Source organism: Pseudomonas sp. TE6283, assembly GCF_054060555.1.
The window spans coordinates 47393-54964 of sequence record NZ_JBSSDH010000027.1 but is presented as its reverse complement, the minus strand read 5'-3'; the positions used below and the strand labels follow the sequence as shown (position 1 = coordinate 54964).

General features: G+C 67.5%; 6 protein-coding genes. All 6 read right to left on the bottom strand.

Annotated elements, in window-relative coordinates:
- Nucleotides 1-289: 289 nt before the first annotated feature.
- A complete protein-coding gene (locus tag ACVWZ5_RS23990; protein ID WP_457340909.1) occupies nucleotides 290-1009 on the bottom strand; it encodes a thioesterase II family protein in 720 nt (239 codons plus the stop codon).
- A 4-nt stretch (nucleotides 1010-1013) separates the two neighbouring features.
- Complete coding sequence (locus ACVWZ5_RS23985) at nucleotides 1014-1235, bottom strand: MbtH family protein (protein WP_003256222.1); 222 nt, start codon at nucleotides 1233-1235, stop codon at nucleotides 1014-1016.
- Between the two features lie 145 nt (nucleotides 1236-1380).
- Complete coding sequence (locus tag ACVWZ5_RS23980) at nucleotides 1381-2775, bottom strand: efflux transporter outer membrane subunit (protein WP_186600377.1); 1395 nt, start codon at nucleotides 2773-2775, stop codon at nucleotides 1381-1383.
- Nucleotides 2772-5855 carry a MexW/MexI family multidrug efflux RND transporter permease subunit gene (locus tag ACVWZ5_RS23975; protein WP_028688759.1) on the bottom strand — a complete coding sequence of 1028 codons (3084 nt, stop codon included), beginning with the start codon at nucleotides 5853-5855 and terminating at the stop codon, nucleotides 2772-2774. Before ACVWZ5_RS23975 ends, ACVWZ5_RS23980 begins: the two co-directional genes overlap by 4 nt.
- Before the next feature lie 18 nt (nucleotides 5856-5873).
- The gene (locus ACVWZ5_RS23970; RefSeq protein ID WP_062574350.1) at nucleotides 5874-6968 is read right to left on the bottom strand and encodes an efflux RND transporter periplasmic adaptor subunit; all 1095 of its coding nucleotides are present in this window, start codon (nucleotides 6966-6968) and stop codon (nucleotides 5874-5876) included.
- Between the two features lie 14 nt (nucleotides 6969-6982).
- Nucleotides 6983-7468, bottom strand: a complete 486-nt coding sequence (locus ACVWZ5_RS23965; RefSeq protein ID WP_028688757.1) for a DUF2165 family protein — start codon at nucleotides 7466-7468, stop codon at nucleotides 6983-6985.
- Nucleotides 7469-7572: the final 104 nt, after the last annotated feature.

The following is a 7572-nucleotide window of genomic DNA, read 5'->3' as shown; positions in this document are numbered from 1 at the left end:
TGGGGCCCAGGATGGGCCCTGCAGCGCGGTCCTCCCGGGAGCAAGGCCGGAGTGAGGGGACCCGGAGCGAAGCGGAGGGCCGGATGAATGGAGCGCCACGGCTTTGGTTACTTTGGCCACGACCAAAGTAACCCGCCGTAAGGGCGGAAAGGTGAATAAGCGTCGACATCACAAATGAATGCGCATACAACTTCCAAAACCACCCAACACCAACAACAACACCAACAACAACAACAACAACAACAACAACAACAACAAATCAAATATCAGCTAAAGCAAAACACCCCCATCAAGCACAAAGCCTCAAAGGCTCCAACGTCCGGCAAAGCAAATCAAGCACCCGCTCTTCATGCTCATGAATAAAGAAATGCCCACCCGGAAACTTCGTCAGCGAATACCCCCCGCCAGTCTCCCGCCCCCAGGCCTGCAACTGTTCATCACTGGCCCGATCCTCTTCACCGCCCAGCACATGCAACGGACATTGCAACAGCTGACGCGGCTCATACACATACCGCCCACAAAGCAAAAAGTCCGCCTGCACGATCGGCAAGGTCAGGCTCATCAGCTCCTGGTTGGCCAGCACCTCTTCAGGTGTCCCCCCAAGCTTGCGCAGTTCACCGATCAGTTCGGCCTCCCCACGAGGCTCGGTCCATTTACCACCGGCATAGTCCTCCCGCCGGGTCGGCGCCGCCGTCCCACTGGCGAACAACGCCACCGGCGCCGGACACCCCAGCGCCCGCAGCTCGTGGGCCAGCTCGAAGGCGACCAGCGCCCCCAGGCTGTGCCCGAGCAGCGCGTAGGGCGCCTGGGTGGCGCCCCGCTGCTCATGGGCCAGCTGCCGGGCCAGCCCCCGCAGGTCGGTGTGCAGCGGATCGCCCATGCGCGCGCCACGCCCGGGCAACTCCACCGGACGCACCTGCAGCCAGGCCGGCAGCTTGCGCCGCCAGCGGCTGTAGACCATGGCGCTGGCACCGGAGTAAGGCAGGCACAGCAGGTTCAAGCTCGACACCGCCTTACTGCGCCGCGGCTTCGGCCATCTTCTGGCGCAGGCTCAGTGGGCGCATGTCGGTCCAGACCTCATCGATGTAGGCCAGGCAGTCCTTCTTCAGGCCGCTCTTGCCCACCGCGCGCCAGCCGTTGGGGATCGCCTTGTAGTCGGGCCAGATGGAATACTGCTCTTCGTGGTTGACCACTACCTGGAACTGGATATCGTCGCGGTCGAAAACGGAAGTCATTGCCTGTCTCCTTGAATGATGAGTGCCGAACGCGCCGGGCGCAGGGCGGCTTCCATGAAAACGAAGACCGCACCGGGAAAATTAGGCCCATCCTGGAACTCTTGCTCGCCGCCCATGGCGCCCACAGGGTAACAACCAATGAGGGCTACTGTGCCGCACTCCCCCACCCCAACGCCTTGTACAGCGCAATCGCATCCAGGTACGACGCGGTCTCCGCCTCCGCCACCTCGCGCTTGATCGAGAACAGCGCACGCTGGTTCTCCAGCACCGCCAGGTAGGTCCCCGCTCCACGCCGATAGCGCTTGTTGGCAATGTCGATCGCTTCGCTGCCGTGGCCGGCAGAGGCCACCAGGCTCTGCAGCCGCGCCTGGTTGCGCACCAGTTGTGTCACTGCATTTTCCACTTCCTCGCGGGCCAGCAGCACGGCCTGCTGGTAGCGTGCCTGGCTGCCCTCGGCCAGCGCCTCGCGCACCCGCAAGCGGGCACGGGCGTTGCCCAGGCGCAGTGCAGGCCAAGTCACCACCGGCGCCAGCTCGTAGGCACGGGCGGCACTGCCCAGGTCGCCGCTGCGAAGGGCGAAGAAACCGATGAAGCCGCCCAGGTCCAGGCGCGGGTACAGCTCGGCGGTGGCCGCGCCAACGTCCTCGGTGCTGGCCGCCAGCTCACGCTCGGCGCTGACCACATCGGGGCGCTGGCCGATCAGCGCGTCGACATCGCCCAACGGCAACTGGCGCGCCAGCGGCGGCAGGAACGGCGCGGCGCCCTGTTCCTGGCTGCCCGGCACCTGCCCGGTCAGCACGTCGAGGCGGTAGCTGGCCTGCTGGATTGCCGCCTGCAACGGCGGCACCGCCGCCTCGCTGAGCAGCAAGTTGGCATGGGCGTTCTGCTGGTCCTCGTACTGGCCGCTGCCGGCACGCACCTGGGCGCTGGTCAGCTGCAGCGTCTCGCGCCAGGCCTCGACCTGATCCTCGGCCACGGCCAGGCTGCGTTTGAGCCCAAGCTGGAGGTAGTAGTTGCGGGCGACTTCCGCGGCGATACTCAAGCGCGCCTGGCGCAGGTCCGCCGCCGCCGCGTCGGCGCGGGCCTCGGCGGCGTCGGTCAGGCGCTGCAGGCGACCGAACAGGTCGATTTCCCACTGCACGTCGAAGCCGGCGCGGTACTGCTCGGTGCGCATGCGCCGCGGGTCGCTGCCATCGGCCGGTTGCTGCTGCTCCAGGCTCTGGTTGTAGCCGGCGCGGGCGGTGACCCAGGGATAGCGGTCGAGGCTGCGGTCGTCGAACAGCGCCCGCGCCGCCAGCAGGTTGGCATGGGCCTGGCGGATATCGTGGTTGTTGGCCAGGGCCTGGTCGACCAGGCGCACCAGCTGCGGGTCGTCGAAGAACCGCCACCACTGCGCCGGCAACTCGCCACGGGCGGCGAAGGCGGCGCGCTGCGGGCTGTGCACGCCACTGGCCGGTACCTCGGCCTTCTGGTAATCGGGGCCGACGCTGCACGCAGACAAGGCCAGGGCCATCAGGGAGACGACGAATACAGGCTTCATGGCTGGCCCTCCAGGGTTTCGGCCAACGACCGCGCCCGCGCCGAACGCGCGGTGCTGGCATGGTCACGGGCCAGCAGGCTGTAGATGGTCGGCAGCACGAACAGGGTGAACAAGGTCCCCACCAGCATCCCGGTGACGATCACCACGCCCAGCCCGAAACGGCTGGCAGCGCCGGCGCCCGAGGCGAACAGCAGCGGGATCAGCCCCACCACCATGGCTGCCGTGGTCATCAGGATCGGCCGCAGACGGATCTGCGCCGCCTTGCCGATCGCCGTGCGCCGGTCCAGGTGCTGCTCGGCCTGCAGGGTGTTGGCAAACTCCACCATGAGGATGCCGTGCTTGCTGATCAGCCCGATCAGCGTCACCAGCCCGATCTGCGTGTAGATGTTCACCGTGGCCACCCCCAGTGCCAGTGGCAGCAGCGCGCCGCTGATCGACAGTGGCACGGTGATCAGGATGATCAGCGGATCGACCAGGCTCTCGTACTGCGCGGCCAGCACCAGGTAGATCACCACCACGGCGGCGAGGAAGGCCAGCATCAGGGCGTTGCCCTCCTGCTGGTACTGACGGGCGTCGGACTGCCAGTCAATGCTGAAACCAACGGGCAATTCAGCCGCGACCTGCTCGAGGAACGCCACCGTGTCGCCCAGTGTGACCCCGGCCGCCGGGATGCCCTGGAAAGTCGCGGCGTTCTGCTGGTTGAACTGGGTCAGGCGGTTGGGCTCGACCTGCTCGCTGACCTGCACCACGGTCGACAACGGCACCAGCCGGCCCTCCTCGCTGCGCACGTACTGCCGGGTCAGGGCCTGCGGGGTCAGGCGCTGGTCGCGCGGGCTCTGGGCGATGACGTCGTAGGAGCGGCCGTCGAGGCCGAAGCGGTTGAGATAGTTCTCCCCCACCAGCACCGCCAGCGACTCGCCGATGTCCTGCATGCGGATGCCCATGCTGTTGGCCTTGGCGCGGTCGACCCGCACCTGCACCACCGGGTTGTTGTAGTCCAGGTCGCTGTCGACCACGGCGAACAGGCCGCTCTGCCGGGCCTTGGCCTTGACCTGCTCCATGGTGTCGAACAGCACTCGGTAATCCTGGGAGCTGCGCAGCACCATCTGCACCGGCAGGCCGCCCGTCGAACCCGGCAGCGCCGGCAGCTGGAAGGCAAAGATGCTGGTGCCTTCGACATCGTTCACCGCCGCCTGCAGGTCGAGCTGGATCTGCGAGGCGTTGCGCGCACGCTCGTCCCACGGTTGCAGGTTGATGCCGCCGATGCCCGAGGCGATGCCATCGCTGCCGTTGATGATCCAGGTGCTGACGGTCTCCGGCAGGGTGCGGTAGACCGCGTCGAGCTTGTCGGCGAATCGTTCGACATAGGCCAGGTTGGCATGCTGCGGCGCCTTGATCGCGGTAAGCAGCCCGGCCTGGTCCTCGGTCGGCGCCAGCTCGCGCTGCGGCAGGCTGTACAGCAGCGGCAGGCTGACCAGCACCAGCAAGGCGAAGCCGACACTGATCCAGCGATGTTTCAGCGAGAACCCCAGTACATGGGCGTAGCGCTCGGCCAGCCAGTCGAAGAAGCGGTTGGCGGCATGGGCCATGCGCCCCTCGGATTGGCGCGCATCGAGCAGGAACGAGCTCATCACCGGCGACAGGGTCAGCGCCACCACGCCGGAGACCACCACCGCGCCGGCCAGGGTCAGGGCGAACTCGCGGAACAACGCGCCGGTCAGCCCGCCCATCATGCCGATCGGCGCGTACACTGCGGCCAGGGTGATGGTCATCGCGATCACCGGCCCGGCCACCTCGCGGGCGCCGATCAATGCCGCCGCAACCGGTGTGCGCCCCTCCTCGATATGGCGGTGGACGTTCTCCACCACGACGATGGCATCGTCCACCACCAGCCCCACCGCCAGCACCATGGCCAGCAAGGTGAGCAGGTTGATGCTGAAACCGAACGCCAGCATCAGCGCCGCCGCCCCAAGCATCGACAGCGGGATGGTCACCACCGGGATCAGTACCGTGCGCAACGAACCCAGGCACAGGTAGATCACCACCACCACGATCGCCAGGGCTTCGAGCAGGGTCTTGGTGACCTCGTCGATGGAGGCCTGGATGAACCGCGCCGTCTCGAAGGCCAGCTCGGCCTTGACGTCCGGCGGCAGGGTCTGGCGAATCTGCGGCAGCAGCTGGCGGATGCCCTCGACGATCACCAGCGGGTTGCCGCCCGGGGTGGCGAACAGGCCCAGGTGCACCGCCGGCACGCCGTCCATGCTGGCGCTGGTTTCGGCCGAGGCGGCGCCGAGCTCGACGGTGCCGATGTCGCGGATGCGCACCAGGCCGTTGCCATCGTTGCGGATCACCAGCTCGCGGAAGTCGCCGACCGAGGTCAGGTCGGTGTCGACGCGAATATTGGCGATCACGTACTGCCCCTTCACCTTGCCGGGTGCCGCCTGGTAGTTGTTGCGCCGCACCGCCTCGGCCACATCGGCGGCGGTCAGGCCCCGGGCGGCCAGGCGCGCCGGGTCGATCCACAGGCGCATCGACAAGGTCTGGCCACCGAACACCTGGACCTTGGCCACGCCTTCGATGGTACTGAGCAGCGGCTCGACCACCCGCGTGAGGTAGTCGGTCATGGCCGGAATCGGCAGGCTCGGGCTGGCGAAACCGATATAGGCCACCGCCGTCGACTCCCCGGCCGAGCGCTCGATTACCGGGTCGTAGGCGCGCTCCGGCAGGCGGAAGCGCACCTGGTTGACCTTGGCCATCACCTCGGTCAGCGCCTGGGTCGAGTCGCGGTTGAGCTCCATGCGCACGGTCACCAGGCTGCGGCCCTGCACGGAGGAGGACGACAGGTAGTCGATGCCTTCCACCGACGACACCGCCTGGGCGATCGGCTGGGTGACGAAGCCCTGCATCAGCTCGGCCGGGGCGCCGGGGTATTCGGTGGTCACGGTGATGGTCGAGCTTTCCAGCAATGGGTACTGGCGGATCGGCAACTGCAGCAGCGACAGCAGCCCCAGCAGCAGGATCAGGGTGCTGACCACCAGCGCCAGCACAGGCCGGCGCACGAACAGGTCGGTGAATGTCATGGCGTGTTCTCGCTGGGGTCAGGCGCCGCTGGCCGGGGCCTGCAGGGTGTCTTCGGTGGCTTGCACGGCGGTGCCGTCGCTCAGGCGCAACTGCCCCGACACCACCACTTGGTCGTCCTCGTTCAAGCCCTGTTCGATCACCACCCGACCGGCCTGGCGCTCGCCGGTGCGCACCGCCACCCGCTGCACCACCAATGCACCGGCGGCGTCATCGTGGCGGGCGACGAACACCGTGTCGCCATAGGCGGTATAGGCCACCGCGGTTTCCGGCACGGTCAGCACCTGGCCGTCATCGGGGCTGGCCACCTGCACGCTGGCGTACATGCCGGCCGTCAGGCGCGCATCGGGCTTGGCCAGGGTGGCCTGGACCTGCACGGTGCGCGAGCGGCCGATCAACGGGTCGATGGCCGTGATATGGGCGGTGAACGGCGTGTCGGGGAAGGCATCCAGACGCACCTCGACCGGCTGGCCGGGGCGCAGCTGGGCACTCAACTGCTCTTCGAGGGAGAAGTTGACGTACAGGCTGCGGGTGTCGATCAGGCTGACCACCGGATCACCGACATTGAGGTACTGGCCCTGGTTCACCCGGCGGATGCCCAGGCGCCCGTCGAATGGCGCGCGCACCGCCTTCTGGGCGATCACCGCCTCGGTGCGGGCCAGTTCGCCCTGGGCCATGTCGCGGGCCGCCAGGGCGTTGTCCAGCTGTTCCTGGGTGGCGGCGTTCTCGCGCAGCAGGTCCTTGACCCGCCGGTGGTTGGTCCGCGCATTGTCCAGCTGGGCCTTCAGGCGCAGGCGCTCGGCCTGCTCGGGGGCATCGTTGAGGGTGACCAGCACATCGCCCTTGCGCACCTGCTGGCCGGATGTGAAGTTGATCGCCGTCACCCGCCCGCCGATCTCGGCCGACACCAGCACCTGGTGCACCGCCTCCAGCTCGCCGACGCCGGCGAAGGCACGTTTCTGCGGTGCTTTCTGCACCGTGGCCAGGGCCACCTTGACCAGGTGCCGCGCCGGTGTCGCCGTGGCCTGGGCCTGGCCGGCGTGGCGCCAGGCCAGACCGCCGGCAGTCACAAGCGCCAGTACCAGGGCGCTGCCGAGTATCGCCTTGCTCTTCATCGCGCGTCCTCGCCTCAGGCCCAATTCAGGTTGAACAGGAAGAACGCCAGGATCGCCCACAGCACCAGCACCAGATGGGTGAGCTGCAGGCCTTCCTGGCGAATCCAGTAGCCGAACCACAGGCCACCGAGCAGCATGGCGAAGGTGAAGGCGAGGAAGGCGGCAAGCGCCAGGTTCAGCCAGGCGCGGGCCATGAGCGGGTCCTGGGCAACGATCAGCCCGTAGCAACCGATCCAGGCCGCCACGCTGGCGACCACCTGCAGCAGCAGGATCACCAGCAGCGCGGCGCGGGCCAGGCCGGTCGACTGGCAGGCCCGGCGCAGCAGGGGGAAGTCGATGGCCGGTGGCTGGCGCAGCGGCGCCATGGCCAGGGTGGCGCCGATGGCGCCGACGGAGCTGGCGAAAGCCTGCAGGTTGTTCAACACCGCGATGCTCAGCCACAAGGCCAGGCCCACGGCCTGGATGGCCTGGAACAGCCACAGGGAGGTGTGCAAATCCATATCAACGTCCGTATTGATGGCCTGGCCAGGGGGAACAGGCAATTACACAAGAAAACGCTTGGATATTAGTGGCAGCCTTGCCGATACACAAGCGCCCCTATTAC

Bases quoted from the DNA above. Each gene is read 5' to 3' on its own strand.
- ACVWZ5_RS23985 (WP_003256222.1), bottom strand. From the start codon at position 1,235: ATGACTTCCGTTTTCGACCGCGACGATATCCAGTTCCAGGTAGTGGTC.
- ACVWZ5_RS23965 (WP_028688757.1), bottom strand. From the start codon at position 7,468: ATGGATTTGCACACCTCCCTGTGGCTGTTCCAGGCCATCCAGGCCGTG.
- ACVWZ5_RS23970 (WP_062574350.1), bottom strand. From the start codon at position 6,968: ATGAAGAGCAAGGCGATACTCGGCAGCGCCCTGGTACTGGCGCTTGTG.
- ACVWZ5_RS23980 (WP_186600377.1), bottom strand. From the start codon at position 2,775: ATGAAGCCTGTATTCGTCGTCTCCCTGATGGCCCTGGCCTTGTCTGCG.
- ACVWZ5_RS23975 (WP_028688759.1), bottom strand. From the start codon at position 5,855: ATGACATTCACCGACCTGTTCGTGCGCCGGCCTGTGCTGGCGCTGGTG.